This is a genomic window from Paenibacillus sp. SYP-B3998, from assembly GCF_010820665.1.
Lineage (GTDB): Bacteria > Bacillota > Bacilli > Paenibacillales > NBRC-103111 > Paenibacillus_E.
In genome coordinates, this window is sequence record NZ_JAAIKC010000001.1 from 1,087,317 (window position 1) to 1,105,003 (window position 17,687).

The 17,687-nt window shown below is 41.0% G+C and carries 27 protein-coding genes and 1 pseudogene; 19 read left to right on the top strand and 9 right to left on the bottom strand.

All coding sequences use genetic code 11. The annotated features are described in order from the left end of the window. Positions 1–201 precede the first annotated feature (201 nt). Positions 202–861, top strand: coding sequence for a cupin domain-containing protein (locus GK047_RS04840; protein WP_163941932.1), 660 nt, complete (start codon positions 202–204; stop codon positions 859–861). A gap of 115 nt (positions 862–976) precedes the next feature. After that, complete coding sequence (locus GK047_RS04845) at positions 977–1,819, top strand: metallophosphoesterase (protein WP_240343757.1); 843 nt, start codon at positions 977–979, stop codon at positions 1,817–1,819. 120 nt (positions 1,820–1,939) lie between these two features. On the opposite strand, the gene GK047_RS04850 is transcribed toward GK047_RS04845, so the two are convergent. After that, the gene (locus GK047_RS04850) at positions 1,940–2,449 is read right to left on the bottom strand and encodes an SRPBCC domain-containing protein (protein ID WP_163941936.1); all 510 of its coding nucleotides are present in this window, start codon (positions 2,447–2,449) and stop codon (positions 1,940–1,942) included. Between the two features lie 113 nt (positions 2,450–2,562). Here GK047_RS04850 and GK047_RS04855 point away from each other — a divergent pair, with 113 nt between their 5' ends. Then, positions 2,563–2,727 (top strand): hypothetical protein, encoded by a 165-nt coding sequence (locus tag GK047_RS04855; protein WP_163941939.1) that lies wholly within the window; start codon positions 2,563–2,565, stop codon positions 2,725–2,727. A gap of 502 nt (positions 2,728–3,229) precedes the next feature. Continuing rightward, entirely contained in the window at positions 3,230–3,604 is a 375-nt protein-coding gene (locus tag GK047_RS04860) for a winged helix-turn-helix transcriptional regulator (protein WP_163941942.1), read from the top strand. Positions 3,605–3,669: 65 nt separating this feature from the next. Here the strand turns inward: GK047_RS04860 and GK047_RS04865 are convergent, their stop codons facing one another. After that, positions 3,670–4,740, bottom strand: coding sequence for an SDR family oxidoreductase (locus tag GK047_RS04865; protein WP_163941945.1), 1,071 nt, complete (start codon positions 4,738–4,740; stop codon positions 3,670–3,672). A 731-nt stretch (positions 4,741–5,471) separates the two neighbouring features. On the opposite strand from GK047_RS04865, the gene GK047_RS04870 reads away from it, so the two are divergent. From GK047_RS04870 to GK047_RS04880, 3 genes are all read left to right on the top strand, one after another. Next, complete coding sequence (locus GK047_RS04870) at positions 5,472–5,936, top strand: HAD family hydrolase (RefSeq protein ID WP_205516286.1); 465 nt, start codon at positions 5,472–5,474, stop codon at positions 5,934–5,936. Positions 5,937–6,201: 265 nt separating this feature from the next. Beyond that, a complete protein-coding gene (locus GK047_RS04875; RefSeq protein WP_163941950.1) occupies positions 6,202–6,681 on the top strand; it encodes a pentapeptide repeat-containing protein in 480 nt (159 codons plus the stop codon). 51 nt (positions 6,682–6,732) lie between these two features. Then, the gene (locus GK047_RS04880) at positions 6,733–6,948 is read left to right on the top strand and encodes a helix-hairpin-helix domain-containing protein (RefSeq protein WP_163941953.1); all 216 of its coding nucleotides are present in this window, start codon (positions 6,733–6,735) and stop codon (positions 6,946–6,948) included. Between the two features lie 387 nt (positions 6,949–7,335). Here the strand turns inward: GK047_RS04880 and GK047_RS04885 are convergent, their stop codons facing one another. Next, positions 7,336–7,512, bottom strand: coding sequence for a YjfB family protein (locus tag GK047_RS04885; RefSeq protein ID WP_163941955.1), 177 nt, complete (start codon positions 7,510–7,512; stop codon positions 7,336–7,338). 426 nt (positions 7,513–7,938) lie between these two features. Between GK047_RS04885 and GK047_RS30515 the strand changes: the two genes are divergently transcribed. Beyond that, positions 7,939–8,100, top strand: coding sequence for an aspartyl-phosphate phosphatase Spo0E family protein (locus GK047_RS30515; RefSeq protein WP_163941958.1), 162 nt, complete (start codon positions 7,939–7,941; stop codon positions 8,098–8,100). 188 nt (positions 8,101–8,288) lie between these two features. Here GK047_RS30515 and GK047_RS29470 read toward each other — a convergent pair whose 3' ends face one another. Continuing rightward, complete coding sequence (locus tag GK047_RS29470) at positions 8,289–8,375, bottom strand: putative holin-like toxin (protein WP_275901646.1); 87 nt, start codon at positions 8,373–8,375, stop codon at positions 8,289–8,291. A gap of 287 nt (positions 8,376–8,662) precedes the next feature. On the opposite strand from GK047_RS29470, the gene GK047_RS04895 reads away from it, so the two are divergent. The 3 genes from GK047_RS04895 (at position 8,663) to GK047_RS04905 (ending at position 9,969) form a co-directional block, all read left to right on the top strand. Further along, positions 8,663–8,881 (top strand): hypothetical protein, encoded by a 219-nt coding sequence (locus GK047_RS04895; RefSeq protein ID WP_163941960.1) that lies wholly within the window; start codon positions 8,663–8,665, stop codon positions 8,879–8,881. Positions 8,882–8,931: 50 nt separating this feature from the next. After that, positions 8,932–9,435, top strand: coding sequence for a DUF1003 domain-containing protein (locus GK047_RS04900; protein WP_163941963.1), 504 nt, complete (start codon positions 8,932–8,934; stop codon positions 9,433–9,435). Between the two features lie 318 nt (positions 9,436–9,753). Further along, on the top strand, positions 9,754–9,969 hold the full coding sequence (locus tag GK047_RS04905) for a hypothetical protein (protein ID WP_163941966.1): 216 nt from the start codon (positions 9,754–9,756) through the stop codon (positions 9,967–9,969). Between the two features lie 172 nt (positions 9,970–10,141). Here the strand turns inward: GK047_RS04905 and GK047_RS04910 are convergent, their stop codons facing one another. After that, complete coding sequence (locus tag GK047_RS04910) at positions 10,142–10,348, bottom strand: alpha/beta-type small acid-soluble spore protein (protein ID WP_163941969.1); 207 nt, start codon at positions 10,346–10,348, stop codon at positions 10,142–10,144. Positions 10,349–10,935: 587 nt separating this feature from the next. Between GK047_RS04910 and GK047_RS04915 the strand changes: the two genes are divergently transcribed. From GK047_RS04915 to GK047_RS04930, 4 genes are all read left to right on the top strand, one after another. After that, the gene (locus GK047_RS04915; RefSeq protein WP_163941972.1) at positions 10,936–11,262 is read left to right on the top strand and encodes a hypothetical protein; all 327 of its coding nucleotides are present in this window, start codon (positions 10,936–10,938) and stop codon (positions 11,260–11,262) included. A gap of 168 nt (positions 11,263–11,430) precedes the next feature. Beyond that, positions 11,431–11,982 carry a superoxide dismutase family protein gene (locus tag GK047_RS04920; RefSeq protein ID WP_163941975.1) on the top strand — a complete coding sequence of 184 codons (552 nt, stop codon included), beginning with the start codon at positions 11,431–11,433 and terminating at the stop codon, positions 11,980–11,982. 18 nt (positions 11,983–12,000) lie between these two features. Beyond that, positions 12,001–12,510: a hypothetical protein gene (locus GK047_RS04925; protein ID WP_163941978.1), complete on the top strand. Its 510-nt coding sequence runs from the start codon at positions 12,001–12,003 to the stop codon at positions 12,508–12,510. 224 nt (positions 12,511–12,734) lie between these two features. Continuing rightward, positions 12,735–12,914, top strand: a complete 180-nt coding sequence (locus GK047_RS04930) for a hypothetical protein (RefSeq protein WP_205516288.1) — start codon at positions 12,735–12,737, stop codon at positions 12,912–12,914. 16 nt (positions 12,915–12,930) lie between these two features. Here GK047_RS04930 and GK047_RS30520 read toward each other — a convergent pair whose 3' ends face one another. The 3 genes and pseudogenes from GK047_RS30520 to GK047_RS04940 all read right to left on the bottom strand — a co-directional run bounded on the left by GK047_RS30520 (position 12,931) and on the right by GK047_RS04940 (position 14,149). After that, positions 12,931–13,467: a Ger(x)C family spore germination C-terminal domain-containing protein gene (locus GK047_RS30520; RefSeq protein WP_481855941.1), complete on the bottom strand. Its 537-nt coding sequence runs from the start codon at positions 13,465–13,467 to the stop codon at positions 12,931–12,933. Beyond that, positions 13,462–13,965, bottom strand: a pseudogene (locus GK047_RS30525) (spore germination protein); the annotation flags it as partial. The pseudogene GK047_RS30525 and the gene GK047_RS30520, both read right to left, overlap by 6 nt. 10 nt (positions 13,966–13,975) lie before the next feature. Then, positions 13,976–14,149, bottom strand: a complete 174-nt coding sequence (locus tag GK047_RS04940) for a hypothetical protein (RefSeq protein WP_163941988.1) — start codon at positions 14,147–14,149, stop codon at positions 13,976–13,978. A gap of 236 nt (positions 14,150–14,385) precedes the next feature. Here GK047_RS04940 and GK047_RS04945 point away from each other — a divergent pair, with 236 nt between their 5' ends. The 4 genes from GK047_RS04945 (at position 14,386) to GK047_RS04960 (ending at position 17,091) form a co-directional block, all read left to right on the top strand. After that, positions 14,386–15,084: a glycosyltransferase family 2 protein gene (locus tag GK047_RS04945; protein WP_163941991.1), complete on the top strand. Its 699-nt coding sequence runs from the start codon at positions 14,386–14,388 to the stop codon at positions 15,082–15,084. Between the two features lie 5 nt (positions 15,085–15,089). Then, positions 15,090–15,434: a DUF2304 domain-containing protein gene (locus GK047_RS04950; RefSeq protein WP_163941993.1), complete on the top strand. Its 345-nt coding sequence runs from the start codon at positions 15,090–15,092 to the stop codon at positions 15,432–15,434. Continuing rightward, positions 15,431–15,784, top strand: a complete 354-nt coding sequence (locus GK047_RS04955) for an EamA family transporter (RefSeq protein ID WP_163941996.1) — start codon at positions 15,431–15,433, stop codon at positions 15,782–15,784. Before GK047_RS04950 ends, GK047_RS04955 begins: the two co-directional genes overlap by 4 nt. 95 nt (positions 15,785–15,879) lie before the next feature. Beyond that, the gene (locus GK047_RS04960) at positions 15,880–17,091 is read left to right on the top strand and encodes an ArnT family glycosyltransferase (RefSeq protein WP_163941999.1); all 1,212 of its coding nucleotides are present in this window, start codon (positions 15,880–15,882) and stop codon (positions 17,089–17,091) included. Here GK047_RS04960 and GK047_RS04965 read toward each other — a convergent pair. Then, the gene (locus GK047_RS04965) at positions 17,060–17,491 is read right to left on the bottom strand and encodes a CBS domain-containing protein (protein WP_163942002.1); all 432 of its coding nucleotides are present in this window, start codon (positions 17,489–17,491) and stop codon (positions 17,060–17,062) included. The two genes, GK047_RS04960 and GK047_RS04965, sit on opposite strands and share 32 nt — an antisense overlap. Between the last annotated feature and the right edge of the window lie 196 nt (positions 17,492–17,687).

Below are 17,687 nucleotides of genomic sequence, written 5' to 3' on the forward strand. Positions count from 1 at the left end.
ATTCTAATACCCTATGTATAATCTTCGAGGATTTGGCTTATGCCAATGTTGTGAAAATAGGATCGTACCAACAAATCGTAATTTGTATGATCGCTTCGATGGGGGATACTCGTTAGTAGAAACTAGTCGTCTGTCACGGATTAACTTCCAACGCATATCATGCAGATATATCAATCACAAACGAAGTGGAGTTGTTACGACTTGGCGACATCTCACATGGATTATACGAAACCAGATGTTCAATACTTTTTTGATGTCAATAAAAACCGACTAAAAACTAGAAACGCTGAAAATTTTGTTAATCGATTAGGACGCGAGAATCTAAACACACTTGGCAACGTGTCTTTGCTTGATATTTACTTAAGCAAAGGACGTGTCGTTGAGCCACACTATCATCAGAATGCAGCTGAGCTTGTTTATTGTATTTCGGGAACTGCCAGGGTTTCCCTAATTAATCCGTTTAATAATAAAATCACAAATGTAACGATAACCCCAGGACAAGTAGCGAATATTCCGCAAGGTTGGTGGCATTGGGAAATGGCTTTAGTAGACAAAACCCACTTACTTGCCATTTTTGATGCTCCATACCCTGAGTATATTTTCGGGTCGGATATTCTTACAAAAACACCTATAGAAGTCCTTTCCCACACGTATTGTTTAGATCCTGAATTATTGAAGAAAGCTCTTAAACCTCTAGATAATCAAACAATTGTGATTGGACCTACTGATGAATGTGTGTCAGAGGTTCATAGGCAGCAGACCAATGCCTATGAGTCCAACAAGAGAAGCCATCCCAATTCGCTGCCCCATTACCAGTATCAATCTCAAAGCAATTATTATTTGGGGAATCGAGATCGTTGATTATCTGTGGGATGATCTTTTCGATTTTCTAGTCTCTCAATTATGTAATAGAAGATAGTAAATAGTAACTTTTAGATTTTTGATATATGATAGTGATATGTCAAATGTTGAGAAAATGAGTCGTCGTAGTTTTTTAAAGAAAAGTATCATATGGACGGGTGGTTTAATAGCAACACCGTCTTTGAGTTATGGGTATGCCTCTTGGATAGAGCCCAATTGGCTGCAGGTGGAGCGCGTATCGTTGACGTTTCCTACACTGCCAGAAGCATTCAAGGGAATACGTATAGTGCAATTCAGTGATCTTCATTTTGGATTCCATTTTGATGTAAAGAAATTGGTGAGCGTAGTGGAGAAGATTCAGGCGGAGCAACCGGATATTGTATGCTTTACTGGAGATCTAGTCGATTATGCCCTCGGCCACTATAGCCAAGACATTCGCGATGTATTAAATACGATAAAAGCAAAATATGGCTGTTATGCCGTGCTCGGCAATCATGATTATTACGGGGATGCTAATGCGGTGGCGGCCGTTTTAGAGGATGGCGGTTTTCATTGCCTGCGTAATAACGGTATAAGGGTACAGAAAGGCACCCAATCCATATGGATTGCTGGGGTAGATGACATGTGGGAGGGTGTCCCGGATTTAAAGGCAGCTACGAAGATGGTGAATAATGAAGAGTGGGTGCTGTTGTTATCCCATGCACCAGATTTTGCGGATGTTGCTGCCTTAGCTTCCGTCCATTTGCAGCTCTCAGGACATAGCCATGGTGGCCAAGTGAGGCTTCCGTTAATCGGCCCGCTGGCTTCGGTTCCTTATGGGATCAAGTATCCGTCTGGACTTTACCGCTTAGGGAAAGACAAGCTTCTTACTCTCTATACCAACCGAGGTATCGGCGTATCGGTACACCCAATTCGGTTGATGTGTCGCCCGGAAATAACGGTATTAACATTATTATAACGACTTGTAAAAGGAGATCAAATGCAGCTTTGTGCATTTGATCTCCTCTTTTCGTCTTATTTGGGACCAATTGGAGAATAATATGATCGGAGATGGAATCCTACTTCAATCTACCGTAGATTATTTAATGGTTTGCAGATGCTCGGCGAGACGATCCCAAGTTTCTGTAATTCCTTGCTCCATGCCCATTTCCAAGACAGCTTTGAGCGCTTCCGTTGAAGCGTATCGAGCCCGGCTGATAAGCTTCGTCTTGCCTTCGTCTGCTACAAAAGTCATCGTAATCTGAGACGAAGGCATGCCTTCTGCTTCATTACCTTCGGCATCCGAGAAGTAGTCGAGGTAGACGATCTTCTCCGTTTCTACGATTTCCTGGTAGACCGCTTTGCCCCAAGATTCGTATCCGTAAAAATCCCCTTGCTTCTCATCGATGCACTTCATGCAGTAATGCCAGATGCCACCTGGACGAAAATCGACGGTACAAACAGTAAGCGTCCAGCCGCGCGGTCCCCACCAGTGTTTTAGATGCTCAGCCTCTGAGAACGCTTTGAAAACAAGCTCGCGCGGCGCCTCGAAAACGCGCTCCAGAATAAGTTCCTGACCCTCGACCTTGGTAATCATTTTGTTCGACATTAAAAATCCTCCTGAGATTAGTTTGGTTTGTTTTCTTTGGTTTGTAGCTACCGCAAGTCATTCTCCAGAGCGTCATATTGTTCATTCCAGACACTGAGGTGGTTTCAAACCAAGTGTCCAGAGCTTGGAACGCTCCAATCGGATCTTGTTGTTCCGTCGATTGGCAACAGCCTGTACCGCTTGTCCCCTCGCGGAATACGCCAAGCTTCGAGGGTGATACTGGCGAAGTTGAACTGATTAGCGATATCTCAGTCGAGCAGGAACTCCACAATGTGTAAGCCGTTAGGCCCGGAGCGAACTTATCTTCCGCTTCCAGTCTTATCAAACAACCTTGTTTCGTTAGTTCGTTCTCGTACTCTCATAAATAATATACTCTAATTGGAATATTCCCGTCAAGGAATATTTGGGTTGGTCTATTTCTTTATTCTCATCTACATTAGGGAGCGATCATATTTGACGGTAGGTGATCGCTCCTAATCGATTGACTGAAGTTTATTAATTACTAGCTAAGTCTACCTAACCGGATACTGCAAAATAAATCATATAGGCAACTTGGGTATTCTGGGGCGATCGCATACGTCCTAGCGGTGCTTTGGAGTTGGGAAGCGGCAAAGGATGCGAATAAACTAGTTACTCTCATGAAAACTGGAATGGAAGATGAGGCGTAATGGAGAAACTGCGCGAAAAATCTTTCTTTCTTCGTAAGATCTTACATACGTCGGGCTTGCGTCAACTGGTTCATGACGGTATCGTTAAGGATAGAGAGGCGATGAAAATCTTATGTTGGAATCGGAGAAAACATACAATACAGCGGTGGAAGTAACGCTCGAAGTGATAGGAGGTAAGTGGAAGCCGGTCATTTTATTCCATCTCACATTCGGTAAGAAACGCAATGGTGAACTTCTTGGCCTGATGCCTTCGGTCACACAAAAAGTGTTGACGCAGCAACTACGGGAACTGGAGGAAGATGGTGTTGTTATTCGGATATCCTACAATCAGGTACCGCCAAAAGTCGAGTATGAGCTAACGGAGTATGGCTGGAGCCTGAAGGAAATTCTTCATCTCATGTGCAGATGGGGGGATAAGCATGTTGAGCGTGTTTATGGTGATAAGGTGAAGATATTGGCTGGGGAAACAAGATTTGATGAAAAATAATAAAAAGGCAAATAAGAAACCGGTCTCTGAACGTCAGGGACCGGTTTCTTGCGTGCATGCCTGGGTTAAGGGATGACTTTGCGTTGTCGCAAATCCTCAAAGATGTTTAGGAACATCGCTTCTGTATCAATAAAGTCGTGGAATCCGTAACGACGCGCCTTCGTGCCGTCAGCAAAAAAATCGTAATCCCAAGAAAAAACAAAGTCCCCGAATCGCCAGGAGGAAACGTCCTTATAGGCGTTGTTCACCAGCTCATGCCTCTCTACCATAGCTTTCCATAGTGGTTCCTTATCAGCCATGATTACCTCCAAGGACATCTGCAAGGGAGGCGCTAACTCTAGATCGAAATACGCGGCTATCTTAGGCCAAAGCTCGTTCCAACGGAAGAGGTCTCCGTTCGTGATGTTGAACGCCTGATTCGCACAACGTTCGTCGGTCGCTGCCCAGACCGTGGCTCTGGCCAGTAATCCGGCGTCAGTCATCTCTAGCAGACTGTTGTAGGCCCCTGGCTTCCCAGGGAAACGGAGAGGCAACTTGAGTTCCTTCGATATGGATGCATAAATAGCGATAACCATCGCCAGGTTCATTGGATTGCCTAATGCGAATCCGCATACGACTGAAGGGCGGAGCGCCGACCAAGTCCAGTTGGTACCTAGCTGGCGTTTTTCAAGGAACTGCTGCTGGTCGACATTAAACTCAGGCGGCATATGATAGGCATCGGTTTCCCGAGCTGGTGTCTTGAAGGGACCAAGATGCGCGCCGTACACCTTATAGCCCTGCATGAGACTAATATGCTGGAGGCTAAATGAGATCGGCTCTATTGCATTGACGACGTTAACTAGCATGGCAAGGTTAGGAGGAACTAGTTCAGCCCAAGTAGGGCGATCCTGATAAGCGGCGTAGAAGATATGTGTGACTTCCGTTAGATTGCCCAATTTTTCCTGGGTATCTTTTTCATTAAGCAGATCAACGGCTACATATCGGACTCGACTATTGGTTTCACCACCCCGCCTTGACAAACCAATGATGTCCCAATCGGGGAGTTGTTCCAAATATTCGATTAGATTCCTTCCAATGACGCCGTTAGCTCCAACGACAAGAGCAGTTTTGCGGGGCGTGACTTCTTTTGTACTCATAAAATATCCTCTCCTACTCAGTAATGGTGTTACCGTTATTGTGCAGGATGAAGAGGTGAATGAAAAGTACGCACTTTGAAGTCACATAGGTACTTAGAAGTAAGAAATGGCAATGATAGGGGATGCCTTTTACAGGGGAATTAGAGTTACTAAAATAAACTAGACCATTTAATGTTTCAATTTGATAAAGGTTTAAATAATAGAATAGTGTTAAGAGGTTGGTACAGGTAACCGCACTCATAATGTCGATCAAATTCCGTCTTCCGCATCCAATCAGTCTCGCAGGCTTGATCATGATCACGTTAGCTTGGATAGTGACAAAACTATCTGTTCGCATACAGAAGCAAAGTCTTATTGTATATATCGCTACGCTTGTTTCAAAGCCAGTCGCTTGCGTAATTACTGCGAGCATTTCGATTTATTTTTTATGTTCAGCGCGTATGAGGTACGTGGGGCCGCGCCCATATCCAAGCATATTTGCGAGCGAACCCCAGTAGAAGTAGTTACGTTAATTTTTTTGTGGATTGTAATATATGGTGTCGCCGGAAGTAGGATCTCATTAATTCGTCTGAATATGCTTTTTTACCGTTAGTCATTATTATCACGATCTCCTTACTTGTGTTTCAACAATCGAAATGCGGCACTTTCCATTTAGATTTTGTGAAAGTATGCTTTCCGAGTAAAATGAGGAAGTAAGAGAAAGCCAGTATTAACAATGAGGAGGAACATTGATGCAAATACCTATTCCTGGCCGTGAGGATTTACAAATAAATCATCTTGTTTTAGATTTTAATGGAACGATTGCTTTGGATGGTTTGCTTTTACCCAATGTTATGGAAAGACTTATGGAATTAGCTAAGTTGGTTAAGATCTATGTATTAACCGCTGATAGTAACGGCAGTGCTAATAGAGAGTGTGAGGGTCTTCCCGTAGAATTAATCGTAATAGGAAAAGAAGATCAACGGGAGGAGAAGAGTCGTTTTGTGCGTAAGTTTGCATCTGGGGTTGCCGTTTTGGGCAATGGAATAAATGATGAGTTAATGTTTCGTCAAGCTGATCTTTCAATTGCCGTCATCGGTAAAGAAGGTTGTGCGACTGCAACGCTAATAGCTAGTCATATCGTCGTTAATGAGGTTGTAGATGGATTGGACCTTTTATTAATGCACCATCGACTTATTCCAACGCTCAGAAACTAGCTAGCTGAATTTGATCCCTTAATGGCGTCGGTCAGCCTCTTCATATTAGGCATATTTCTATTTTTTAATGTATAGGCAAGATAAAGATGATTTGCTACCTTAAAAATAGTCTCAATAGCTTCCTGTTTAAATGTAATTTACCTTATTTTATTTCCCTTGCTTAGATAATTTGGCTTGTACATGTTACAGGAATAGGGTTATATTAAATTGGATGTACATGGCATTTGTTTAACTTTTGGAACTTATAGAAGGAGTTGGTGAGAAGATGGAATTGAAGGTTAACCATTTAGATTTGGAGATGACAGATATTTCTGGCTCAAAGTTTCAAAATGCGAAAGCAGAGGCTATACTTTTCAATAATGTTAACTTGACTAAGACGCAAATCCAGAACGCAAATATGAGTCAAATGATTTTGAATGATGTTAATATGTCCGAAGTGAAAATTTCAAATGCTAATTTGTCGGGGACCGAGATTAGAAACGCTAATCTTAGTCACTTAATTCTTGATCAAGCACAACTAGTAGGAACCGAATTTCATAACATCGTACTTCCTCAACCAGGTGACGCCAATTACAACTTAGAAGAAAATTATAAACCAATAAGCTTTCAAAACTGCAATCTTAAAGATGCACAACTAAGAAATTGTAATTTATCTAACATGGATATAATTGACTGTGATATTACAGGTTTGAGAATTAATGGTTACTCCATCGAGGAGTTAGTTAAGAACATGGAAAGAAAATAATTAAGATCGATGAGTTAAACTTATGTTTGTTTAATAGGTAAAAATTACCAAATGGCTGTTCTCATTAGAGAATGGCTTTTTGTTTTCGGAAAATCCCAGTCAGGGCTTACTAAACCAGCGATTCGGGCACTTGCTAGGGCTGGATACTTGCGCCGTGAACAGCTTAGCAAGCTCACCGAGGATGAAGTCTTGTTGCTGCATGCTAATCCTGAAAACAATCTTGTTACAAGGGTGAATGGAATCAACTGTATAGTGAGATTCGGTTAGTTCGCATGCAAGTTAAGACGCTCTGAACAAAATCATATAAAGATTACCTGTCTGGGTGACGATATAAAGGTTATGGATACGAAATTCAAGCACTGAAGAAATGAAAAGGGTGGTCTACAATGATAAAGTGTATACATTGTTCGAAAATTACTGAACTCCATAAATCAAACTGTTCACATTGTGGAGCTATTCTAACATACACGGTTGCAGAGAAATTCGACATGCTTGCTGAATCAGTGGAACATGCGCTTAAGCAGGAGTTGGAACTAAGAAAAAAGAACAGGAATTAAATAGGGGCAGGTAAACGGAGGGATCTTTGACAATGTTCTGTTTGCAGGCTAAATAGAGTAAGGAGAGAAGGAGATCAAGATCTCCTTCCTAGCGGGATTAACCTTTAATATCGAGATTTCCGCCTAAATTTGGCTGTACACTAGATTGCATCATTTGAACGATCTCTTGGGTTTGTTGGACCGATTGATTTTGTGCGATTTGAAGAACACGAATTCCGACTTCTTGAGCTAGCTTGGTTTGGTTCATTGAAATAGAAAGTGCTGCGATGTCCATAATGGTATCTCCTTTCTCGGATAGCTTTCATTCATTATATCGGAAAATATTTGAAATTATTTTATAGCAGAGGAAATTAATGAAATAACTTCGATCAGAATTCAAGGAAGCCGCTCATTTTTTCGGTTCTTCACTCATCTATTCGTCGACATAATTGGATGGAAGTAGTATTATAGTCCTATATAAACGAGGGATGAGATGATTGAATATGCAAGTTTTTGTGGAGGAGCTTCATAAGATAAGTCATCGAGATGAGATGAGACCGAAAATATTAATGCATGGCATTAAACGTATTCTAGAGGAGAAAAAAGAAGCGAGCTTGGTGGGGCGGATGTTTAGGAGAAAAAAGAAAATAGAGCCTAGAGGGTGGTACTAAAGCCATCTTTTCATTTTCTGAATGATATTTTTCTATAAGGGGTACTACTTTTGAAGTTATCTGAAATTGAAACGGAAATTGAGTCACTTCGAAAACAACTGGTCGATGCATATTTATTGAGTGGGTCAATAAACACAAATGAGGTTTTAGAGAAAAGCAGGTTGCTTGATCATTGGCTCAATCGCTACGAGCAAAGTATGAATAAAAAATGAATAAAAACGTAATAATAGCTTATTGTGTTTGGCATAGTAGGCTTTTTTTGCATGTTATAAATCGAAGGATTAGAAAAAAGCGAAAGAAAAAAAGTCAGATCAATGGACATGACCTGACTTGCAAGGCGGCTTGTAACTGGCGGATTTAATTTAGTATGGTTTCAAACCAAAACTAGTGCCAAGCTAGATTACTTCCTCTTATCAATGTAGGCTAACAATGTGAGTATAAATAACCCAAATGCAAACATGATTGAAAGAGCTTGAAAGATATCCATGTTTACAGCCTCCACCTTTCAAGTGAGGTGTCCGCCATTCTACAAGTCGTCTATTGTAAATTATATATTATTTGTAACAATATGGAAGTGTATTTTGAACTACTTTGATAAAATATTATCAATCATAATTCGATAAAGTCCTTCTTTCATCCCTTCTATACGACTATTTTGTTAGAAAAATTATATGTTGAATATTTTCAAAAAAGTACCAAAAGGCATGTTTCATATATTTTATTCATACACTATAGAGTACTTCAACCTGTTCATTTATGGGAGGGCTCTATCCGATGAAACGTATTCATGCGAAAAGACTTACTATTATTTTATATATCTGTTTACTTTTCACAATGCCTGTGATGGTCTATTTGCAAATAAACAACGAGGTTCTGTTGAGTATTATACTGGTCGGTATGATGTTCGTAATTTCAATGGTTATGTTTTGGTTATCAACAAAGGAACATGAGGCGGATGAAGCGAAGATGAAGGAGAAGAGATTCCTTAATTAGGTAAAACAGCGTTCGATCTTACAAATATACCCACATGAGGTGGAGACATCATGGATGAAAAGAAAATAAGAGATTACGGAGAACGTCTCAGTAATCTTGTATCCGACTATGAAGAGCATATTCAATCAACCATTGAAAAAGAGTATGATCGCCAAACAACGAAAGCTGATAAAATAGCTGACAAAGTAGCCAAATTTGGAGGTAGTTGGACTTTTATTGTTATTTTCTCCGTATTTTTGGCTACTTGGATCGTAGTAAATGCACTTCAATTAACAAAGCTGATTCATTTTGATGAACCACCTTTTATATTGTTGAATTTGATTCTTTCTTTTATAGCTGCCTTTCAAGCGCCCATTATTATGATGAGTCAAAATCGTCAAGCGAAGCGCGATAAGCAAGAATCAATCATCGATTTTTCGATCAATTATAAAGCGGAGCAAGAAATCGATGACATGCAGGGTCATTTGCATCGATTGGAAGCCGATTTTTCGGATTTCAGAACTGAAATCAGAAACGAGCTTACGGAGATTAAAAATCTATTGAAATCTAAATAAGTACCCGCTTACTGATTGTATTAACTTCGCCAAAAACCAAACATTTTTCGGAAGAGTCCATAGCTTTTTCTTTTCCTTTTGGAGCGAGGGATAAAAGTGTTATCCCTGGATGATGGGGGAAAAGTCGCAATTTTATTCGACAATAGCATGGAAAGTTCTTCTTCTGATATACCTTGAGCAGTCATTGGCAGATATCAACCTTTCTCGACAATCTGACTTTAATGTACCACATCTAAGGGCACGTAAGATAGTTGGACTTTCATCTTTGCACGTTTTATGGTAACTTGGTGTCATTAGGACTTGGGAGGAATAGGGGTAATGGCTAAACAGCAGCACAGATGGAATTTGCGTTTGAAGAGTAGTAATGTATATTTGGGAACCGTCTATTTGGGAGATCCTCTACCAGAAGTAGAAGATGTCATTATGATCGGAGATAAAAAATACACGATTCTTGAGCTTGGAAGCACGAGAGATGCTGGCGATGTATTTGTCGAGGAGTTTAAAGCGGCTAAAGAAGAGAGCAAAAAGAAGTAGACTGCTGAATAAAAAAAAGGAGACTGCGTACAAACGTACAAACAAGCAGTCTCTTTTTTTCGATTTAAATAGAGCAGCACTAAGAAACAAGAAAAAAGACTAGTATTCACTCAAGGAGGATGGAGTGAAACCGTCTTTTTTTTATTGCTTTGCTTGCTCCTACATCAAAGGATTAGCGTTTGAAGCTGGACAATTGTTGTTCAGCAATTTGTACTAATCGCTTGGTGATGTTGCCGCCTATTGCCCCAGCGTCGCGTGTTGCTAAATTACCGTTGTAGCCATTTGGGGAGAGAGGTACGCCAATTTCTTGAGCCACTTCATACTTCAGTTGATCTAATGCTGCCTTTGCTTGCTGTACGACTAAAGTGTTGTTAGCCATCCAAAATCATCTCCTTTTTTTTGGTACATCAATATTATTTGAATGTTCAGAATTTTTATTCGGAAAATTTTAAATTATTTACAAATGGATATTTCTCTTTGCAAAGATTATGGAAATATTAATAACCCCCTACCCATTAAGGGCGGGGGAATAATATTATATTAAGAATTATTCCGCTTCGGATTCCGTACTTTCTTCAGTAGCTTCTTCACTCACTACTTCTTCGGTGGATTCTACTACGATTTCTTCTTCATTCAAGGATACCACTTCTTCCTCTTGGCTCATTTTGTCACCTCCCTTGATACGAATAGTATCATCATATCTCTTTATCGTTGAGTAGACAAGCAGGTGGAAGTCTTCTTTAAAAGATTTAATATAAGCTTAATACATCTGTCATTTTATGCCTTACATGAGCCTGCTGCAGCGTCGATATCTATGTAGTAAAGTCGAAATTGGATGAATTACGCCTGCTTTTTAAGGTTGGAAAAGGATAAAATCAAATAAGCATGTTTCATGTTCCTGTGAATATATATGAGGCGAAGCAGCAAATGCTGAATGCTTTTGTCAAGGAATTAGGAGGAGTCCAAATGAATCGATCCGATGTTATCTTGGAATTGCAACTTGTTCCGGAATTGCTGAAGCAAGCAGAAGCCATTTATGTGGATGCGGTGACTGAGCTTGCATGGGCCAAACATCAACTGCTTTCCAAAGAATATGAAGTCATTGGTGATGGTTTGGTTACAGGGAAGAACGATTTACAACGACAAGCGGAAATATGGCCCTACACGAAAGACCTACAGCAACAAGTGCTAAGGATGGAGGCTTCCGTTGAGCATACGAAAATAGAATTTCATTTTTACAAACGGAAGCTAGAAAATTTGCAAACGATCGCGAAACTGATGACGATTCTGTAAAAGTTAAGAAGCAATACAAAGCTCTGCAATCAAACAATTGCAGACTTTTCTTATTTTGCAGATCGCTTGCTGAAAATTTGTTCTCTCTCGACGTTTACAGTGGATACCAGTTGCGCATCCTAAGGGTAGATATTGTAAATGCCAACTCGTCAGGAGGAAACTATCGTAATGAAGCCATTAAAAATCCTAATGTCAGCGAGTATGATCATGCTTGTCATAAGCGGCTGTCAAACTGTCAAACAGGCAGCGACGATAGAAGCGCCGACTCCAGCAGCGTTTAATGTCCCGCTCATAAGCTCAGCCGGACAAACCATTGGAGGTGCTAAGCTTACCTCCCTTCCAGAGGGAGTACGTATTGAGGTTCAGGTTAGCGGTTTGAAGCCGGGAGCCCATGGACTTCATTTTCATGAGAAAGCTGTCTGTGAAGCTCCTAATTTCGATACAGCTGGAGCTCATTTTAATCCTCATAAGAAGCAGCATGGTTTCAAAAATCCGAAGGGGGCGCATGCGGGAGATTTACCCAATTTGATCGTGGACAAGCAGGGGAATGGTAAGTTTGATGCTATCACGAAAACCGTTGTGCTTCTTCCGGATAAGCCTGATTCGTTATTGAAGCCAGGTGGAACCAGCATCATCATTCATGAACAGGAAGACGATTTGCTAACAGATCCAACTGGAAACTCTGGCAAACGCATCGCTTGTGGGGCAGTGAATAATTGAAGGGGCTGACTTAACATCATGATCAAAACACAAGATCTTAAGCTGCAAATTGATGAGCTGACGAAACAAAATGATATGGTGCTTGTTGAGCTTGAACAAGTAAAGAAGATGTTAATGGGCAGCGATTCCTCTCAAAATTCTCAAAGTGGTGGAGATTCCGGATACCAGACTTCTGATTCAGGTGGACAAGGTCAAGGGCAAAATCAAAACCAAGGCCAAAATCAAAGCCAAAATCAAAATCAAAATCAAAATCAAAATCAAAATCAAAATCAAAATCAAACCCAGAATGCCAACCAGGGTGGGGGAAATGGGCAGCAGGTTTCGGATTTGGCCAATGAGTTGTTGAAAATAAAGGATCTTGTTGAAAAGCTTGAGCAAAAAACGTCGCAGTATGTTAGCAGTCAATCCAACGGAACTTTGACAGAAAAAGATGCCGTTAATTTGGTGTTAACTCTCATGAATGGCATGGTAGATTGGGCAAGCGAGTTTGTATCGTCAAAAGCTTCTTCCAATGGACAATTACAATAAGAGAATGCGAAAAATGTTATTTTAAGACAAAAGAGCGGTGATGAGCTGTTCTTTTGTCTTTTTTGTCGAAATGAAACCATTTTTATAACCATTTATTCCTATTCATTTGATGTATTTTTAAGGTGATTCGACAATATGCACTTATTTACAGGAAGTGAATTGATCGCTAAAGTATAGAATAGTAAAAGATAAATAGACAAATTATTAATCGAGGTGTGGAGCCATTGAGAGAAATCGATATTAACCATTTGTTGATCCAACTTGGAATCTCTAAGATTGCATTTATGAAATGGCAAGCCGAGCAAGCGCAGCAGCATGAAGAATTAGGAGACTCAATGATTGTTCCTCAGGTTGATACGTTTACTGAACTGATGTCTGATGCTTCCCTTGAGCTTACTTTGTAGGATAGATTCCTTCCTGCTACTTGATTGTTCCTGTCCCTTCAAGCTTCAAATGAATTTGAACTCGAAAGTCTAGCTCGGGATAAAGAGATTGCCAGGCTTTCCACTCTTCTTCAACATTTCCAAAGTGGCGAGCGCGGTAGTTTAAACCGAAACCAAACGGATCGAGATTTTCTTTTTGTAACCTCCTCAGCAGTTTTTTTATCCGCTCCCTTCCCGTCTTCTCTGTGCTTTCCTGGTAGGAAGCAAGTTTATCAGAGCTCACCTTTAGATAAGCTTCCTCAATAACTCCACTCATATTGATCCTCAGATCTACGTGAGGCGGCGTTCCTCGAGGTGTGTAAACACGGTATTTGGATTTAATGCTATCCACTGAAATAAAGATTTTGGAATCGTCAATGGGCGCTTCGAATTCCACTTTATTCACCGTTGCTTTAATCACATTAAATAGGCGTGTTTCGTCTGAATTTAAGGTAAGTCTTGCCCTAATTTTATCGAAAACGATCGACGTGTTAATGGTATAATGATTGCCAGATGCTTCGACTACGGGGAGAATGGGGTCTAGGCCCCATTCTGTTTGTTTTCGAAAGAAATCAAACATGTATTCCGATACGATGAATCCTGATTCTACGCCTGTTTTACCGAAACTGAGCAGTAGAGAAATACCTGGCAAACGTTCTTGGCTGGTTTGTGTGGCTAATACAGCCTCGGCGCTAGGCTTTCCAATAGCAATCCAAGCAACCATCTGAATACCTCTGCGTCGGTTAAACCAATCGAGCGATTCACGCAAGTTTTCCTCAATGATGTTTTCACCGATAAGCACCATTTTGGCGTGTCCGAAATCTAATTCTTCGATTTGGTTTTTTAAATGATTCAGTACTTTATGATCTACAAGCATATCATCATACATAATACAGAGTCTTGATCTAGTGATACGTCCAACATCCATCGATTCTAGCTTCAAAGAAGCGTGTTTGTAACGAAACCGGATGAGGTTGATGTTCGTGTCGATATGTTCACTGAATGCAGTCTGCGGCCCTTGTATGGTTGCCTCTACTTTTGCTTCACTTTAATGCAGCAGCTTTTACTTGCGCAGCCTGAAAGAGCAGGATACAGGTCGGTAGAACAATAGCTACGTAACCAGAGGAAATTTTGAAAAGTGCATCCACATTACTCATAGGACGCTCGCAACCTGGGAAAGAGAGCAAATAACCTTCAAATTCCGAATCATCTTTCATTCGAAAAAAAGGCTGAATAATTTGCTCGCGAATCGTATCACTATCGCAAATATTTGTTATAGGTTAAATTCAAGGATATTCTTCCTTCCCATACAAGGTTTTCCTTCTTAGTCTGTCTCTCCATTTACAGCCGTATCCATACACCTGCTAGGAAGTTGGTTTATTTCCAGCAGGAAGCGGGAATGCTTGGAACAGAAGCATAAGCTAGGTTAACTGGAGGAGGAAAAGCAAGCAAGATGAAGACACTCGTCATCATTCCTGCGTACAACGAGGAGAAGAGTATAGGTGCTGTGATTACATCAATTCAATATGCGCTGCCAGAAGCAGATATGGTCGTGATTAATGATGGATCATCCGATCATACTTCAGAGGTTGCTCGTGCAACGGAACTTGCAGTAGTGATAGATTTGCCCGTTAATTTAGGCATAGGCGGCGCTATGCAAACGGGCTATTTATATGCAATTCGCAACGAGTACGACCTTGCAGTTCAGATCGATGCGGATGGTCAGCATGATCCATCGGAGCTTTCTCAAATCTTGAATCCGCTTATAAAGGGAGAGACCGATTGCTGTATTGGATCGCGTTTTTTGAGGAAAACCGACTATCGATCTGCATGGAGTCGGCGAGTAGGAATAAGGTTCTTTACTTGGATGATCCAGTGGATGATTGGTAAAACGTTCACAGATCCAACCTCAGGCTTTCGTGCTGTGAACCGGCCTATAATTCAGCTTTTTTCCAGCTACTATCCGGAAGATTACCCGGAGGTAGAAGCTATTGTTCTACTAGAGAGGCAAAAGTTCCGAGTTTGTGAAGTATCTGTCGTGATGCATGCTAGACAAGCTGGACGTTCCTCTATAACACCAGTGAAATCGCTCTATTACATGTTAAAAGTATCATTGGCTGTATGTATGACTAGAATTCGCAATGTGAGTTGATGATTATGAATATATATTTACTTGCAATCACCTTTTGTTTAGTGTTCCTATTTATTACAGTGGAGCTTATTCGGAGGCAAAAACTTCAGGAGCAGTATGCAATTCTATGGTTGACGCTTGGTTTTTTTATGGGGATGTTTAGTTTGTTTCCAAGTATGCTGAATCAGATTTCTCGGCTTATGCGCATCTACTATGCCCCTTCCTTACTTTTCCTTGTTGGCTTGTTGTTTTCACTAGTGTTCATCATGCATTTGACCATTGTGATCTCGAAGCTTCATCGTAAATTGACACGTCTCGTTCAAGAGGTTGCTTTGCTGCAGGAGCGGGTGGGGAAAAAGGAGTCAGAATGACACAAATGGCACCGTTAATCGTCGTTTTTATTAACGTTCTGCTGCTCGTAGGAGGCCAAATCTTATGGAAATTAGCTTTAAATCGAACTCCACTTACCGGCCTAGACAATCTGGGAGCTGTTTTGATGCAGCCCTATTTGCTGCTAGGTTGTTTACTGTATGGCCTCGCTACGCTCCTATGGTTCTTTGCGCTTAGTAGATTTGATCTTAGTCGCATTTATCCACTACAGTCTATTGCTTATGTTTTGGGAGCCTTATGCGGCCTGATAGTATTCAAAGAAACGTTTTCAACCTCACAATGGATGGGGCTACTGCTTCTTGTGGGTGGCGTGTTTATGTTAGCAAGATAGGAGTAAACAACGACAAGGTTTCTAGATGTTGAACGCGCAACAACGATGATGAAGCCAAAGGGTTTTATCGATAAATTGTTGGGAGGGGATGCCAATTGAATAAAGGATCTTTATTCGCGTTACTGCTTCTCTTGGTCGTAGGCCTCTATTTACGGCTTCATTATGTGCTGCAAGCGCAGTATCCACCCTTGGATTGGGATCAGTTGGAATACACAAAAACGGCGATTCAACTGCTGAACAAGGGGATTTATGCCTACCGAGATACGATGCCCAACTCGCTTGTTACACCTGGTTGGCCGCTAATGCTAGCTGGCGTATTTTGTATTATAGGGTATGAACCACTGGAGCCAGCTTTAATGGTAATTCGCCTGTTGAACTGCTTTATCGCTTTGGGAGCTATTACATTTATATTCCTCTTGGGCCGTAGACTATTTCATCCGATTACTGGCTTCTTAGCCGCGGGGTTTGCCACAGTATATCCGTCCTATGTGTGGTCTACTTCCTTGATATTAACGGAGGTTCCATTTTTGACAGCCTTTACAGGCATGTTGTATTTGCAGGTGCGGATTATTCAGGAGAACAAGGGGAAGGACCATCTATGGATGGGACTGCTGCTTGGTATTTGTGTTCTTTTTCGGCCTAACGCGCTGCCGATGGCGATTATTCCTTATGTATTCCTTTGGACAAAAGATAAGCAAATCAACTGGAAGCCTACGTTACTGGCTGCAGCTTCATTCGCTTTTGTCATGCTGCCATGGTGGATACGTAATTTATTGACGTTCCACGAATTTATTTTTATCGCAAAAGGAGAAGCAGGCAATCCGTTCCTTGGCGGAACAGACCCCTACTTCGCAGATACGATAGATTGGAATCACATTAATAAGGACCATCAATTCGCAGAAGGCTTGAAACGGATTCGTCAAGGGCTCAAAGATAATCCATGGTTATGGATCAAGTGGATGACGGTGGGGAAGCTATTCGTATTTTTCAAGACGATGTGGGTTGGCCCCTATCCGTTTTCGGTACCGGCTTGGTATGCAAATTTATTAGTCAAGCTGCACAATTATTTAATTACTTTTGGTGCATTTAGCTTAATGGCATTTAGTCTTCGGAATCGTTCAATTCGTTATTTGACATGCAGCTTCTTCGTATTTCTAAGCGTGCATTTGGTGTTTATCCCCGTTGATCGCTATCTATACGGGATGCTCCCCTTTCTTATGCTGGGAACAGCCTATTTCGTTACGCAAGCTCTTTTTTTAATCCGTTACGTATGGATTACATCTCTACTGCAGCGGAAGGGGATTTGAATAGAATCTGTTTCGCGCAGTATTCGATAATATCACTTCGTCTTACAATTCCAATGAAATTATCCGAATCGTCGACGACAGGCACGAAGTTTTGTACTTTAGCCAACTCAATGAGATCCTCCATGTTTGCATGGATATGAACGGGTTTATTTCTCATTCGCAAAGGGACTTCTTCAAGCAAATGGCGATGGGCATTCTCAAAACCAATGGCTCCGGAATTTTTCAGAAACCATAATAAATCGCCCTCTGTCACCGTACCTACATATTGTCCTTCATCAGATAGAATGGGCACTGCGGTATAGCGATGATATTCCATTCGTTCTAGGGTTTGGCGAAGCGTAGCTTCCAGGGTAGTTGTAATAACTTCAGATTTAGGTAAAAGAAAAAATGCGATATTCATTCATTGACACTCCTTAGAGTTTTACGTAGCAAAACTAACATCGTAAGCAAGACCTTAGAGTTTTGCATGGCAAAACTGGCATCGTAAGCATGGCATTGCGTTCTGCGTAAGGCAAAGCGAGCTGTATCAGTTGAGATTACAATCGTTTATAAGAAAGATTGATATTGTAACATAGAACTGCAAGATCATGCACCTC